Origin of the sequence: Vulcanococcus sp., assembly GCF_044369115.1 — a bacterium.
GTDB lineage: Bacteria > Cyanobacteriota > Cyanobacteriia > PCC-6307 > Cyanobiaceae > Vulcanococcus.
In genome coordinates this window covers 1-2,768 of the sequence record NZ_JBIPMN010000283.1, presented here as the reverse complement: position 1 = coordinate 2,768, position 2,768 = coordinate 1, and the positions used below count along the sequence as shown (strand labels likewise).

2 protein-coding genes are annotated in these 2,768 nt (G+C 65.6%); both read right to left on the bottom strand.

From position 1 onward, the window contains the following. On the bottom strand, positions 1-957 hold a 957-nt coding region (locus ACIQ2E_RS15015; RefSeq protein WP_398332285.1), incomplete at its 3' end, for a hypothetical protein. Then, the coding region (locus tag ACIQ2E_RS15010; protein WP_398332283.1) for a DNA gyrase C-terminal beta-propeller domain-containing protein at positions 950-2,768 on the bottom strand (1,819 nt) is incomplete at its 5' end. The genes ACIQ2E_RS15010 and ACIQ2E_RS15015, both read right to left, overlap by 8 nt.

The window sequence follows — 2,768 nt, the reverse complement described above, 5'->3', positions numbered from 1 at the left end:
GCCCGAATAGCGATCGTTCACCACCACGGCGACCCCCACATCGCTCACATCCATCGAGCCGAGATTCACCACGCGGAAGCAGGCAGCACCCGCCTCGAAGCGCAGCTGCTCCACAGCCAGATCACTCACCAGCGCGTGCAGCTGCTGCAGGGGGTAGAGGGCGAGGCGCCGCACCGCCCGCAGCGCCGTGCCGGGGTGCTCGTGATGCAGATGACCGCCGTGGCGCAGATCCACGCTGCAGCCATGCAGGTGCAGATGAGCGCCCTCTGCGGGGATGGTCACGCGTCCGGTGGCGGGATCGGTATCAAAAAAACCGCAGCACTCCCATTGGAGTGAACGGCCCAGGTAGCGAATCGGATCGGCGGGATCGCCAGGGTCCTGCTCAGCCAGGCGGTAGTGCTGAAGCAGTTGATAGATGCTGCGGCTGGCGGTGCCCTCACTGGCCGCGCTGCTGGCAATGGCGGTGTTGCGGCGCTGCTGGCCCATGCACAGCTTGGAGGCCACCGTGATCACCAATGAGCGCCAATCGAGCTCGGCCCTCAACCCATAGATCGGCGCCTCATCCAGGCGGCCTTGGCGTTGCAACGTTGCAATCGCCTGGCCCACCAGCTCCTGCAGCGGCATCCCCTCCACATCCCCAAGCTCGGCCGGATCCACCAGCACCTTGAGGGCTCCGGCATCGCCGCTGAAGCACACATAGGGGAAGTGAGCGCTGCCATCCCCGCTCTGCAACGCACGAATTCCGCCATCACTGGCCTGGCATTTCCAGATGGTGGTGTGGCCGGCGGCGTTGGGCAGGAAGGTGAGCTCGCCGTTATCGATGCTGGTGGTGGTGCCCAGACCGAGCACATCGCCATCGAGTGGAATGGCCTCGAGGGGGAGGTGTTCATGCACATCCCCCTGGATCAGATCGCTCACCGTGTTGGCGATCCAGAGATCACCGCGGTGATCAGGCATCAGTGGCGGGGGCTTCTGCTGCGGCAGGGTCAAGCCCTTCGGCCGGCTCCTCCTCCTCGGCCGCAGGCGGCACCAGCACCACCTCCGAGAGGCGATCACCGCTATCGAGGCGCTGCAGCCGCACGCCCGTGGCTGCGCGCGACTGCTGCGGCACCGCATCGGCCTGCATGCGCACGATCACCCCCTTCTCGCTCACCAGCAGCAGCTCTTCGCCGGCGCCCAGCACTTTGAGGCCAACCAGCACATCACCATCGCGGCGGAACTTCATGCAGCGCAGGCCCATGCCGGCCCGCTTCTGCAGGCGGAACTGATCCACCGGCACCCGCTTACCGAGCCCGCTGGCAGAAGCCACCAGCACCCAGGGGCCCTCGCTGGGGGCCACTTCTTCGGTGTCTTCTTCCTCAGCTTCGGCGCTGATGCTCTCCACCCGATCCGCCAGCTCCGCCGGCAGCACATCCATACTCACCAGCTGATCACCCGGGCGCAGGTTCATGGCGCGCACACCGCGGGCGGTGCGACCCAGGGGCCGCAGCTCCTCATCACAGAGGCGGAAGTGGATCGTCATCCCCTTGCGGGAGCCGATCAGCAGGCTGTCGCCGGGTTGGGCGAGACGAACCCAGGTGAGTGCATCGCCTTCCTCCAGCGAGATGGCGATCAGGCCGTTGGAGCGGATGTTGGCGAAGGCCGAGAGGCGGGTGCGCTTGATGTAGCCGCCGCTGGTGAGCATCACCAGCACCGCGTCTTCCGCCAGCAGCGAGGTGATCTGCTCCTCACGCGGAATCGGCAGCAACTGCACGATCGGCGTGCCTTTGGCGGTGCGGCTGCACTGCGGCACCCGGTAGGCCGGCACGGTGTAGACCACGCCGCGATCGGAAAACAGCAACAGCGAGTCATGGTCGTTGCAGCTGATGAACAGCCGCACCGCCTCTTCCCCCTGGCTGCGGGTGCCGGCCTTACCGCGGGTGCCTCGGCTGGTGGCTTCGAACTCGCTCACCGGCATCCGCTTGAGGTAGCCGGTTTCGGTGAGCAGCACCACCGAGCGCTCGTTGGCGATCAGGTCGATGTCTTCGAGGCCACCCTCCACATCGAGGATCTCGGTGCGGCGCGGCGAGTCGTAGCGCGAACGCAGGACGCCAAGCTCCTCGGTAATCAGCGCCAGCACCCGCTCTTTGCGGGCCAGGATGTCTTTGTAGTCGGTGATCTTGGCGAGCAGATCTTCGTGCTCGAGCCGGATCTTGTCGGCTTCAAGGGCCGTGAGCCGGCGCAGCTGCATCTGCAGGATGGCGTCGGCCTGGATGTCGCTGAGGCCAAAGCGCTCCATCAGCTCCGCCCGAGCCGTGGCGGTATCCGCCGCAGCTCGGATCAGGGCAATGATCGCGTCGAGATTGTCGAGGGCGATCAGCAGGCCCAGCAGGATGTGATCGCGCTCTTCGGCCTTGCGCAGCAGATAGCGGGTGCGGCGCTCGATCGTCTCGACGCGGAAGTCGAGGAACACCTCGAGCATCTTGCGCAGGGTGAGTAGCACCGGCTCGCCCTTCACCAGCGCCAGCATGTAGGCGCTGAAATTGCTCTGCAGCGGGGTGAGCTTGAACAGGTTGTTGAGCACCACCTGCGGGTAGGCATCGCGTCGCAGCTCGATCACGATGCGCATGCCGTCGCGATCGGACTCATCGCGGATGTCGGCGATGCCTTCGAGCTTCTTGTCGTTCACCAGCTCGGCGATGCGCTCGATCAGCGCCGCCTTGTTGGTTTGATACGGCAACTCGGTGATGATCACCGCATCGCGATCGGGGCGACCTTTGGCTTCGATC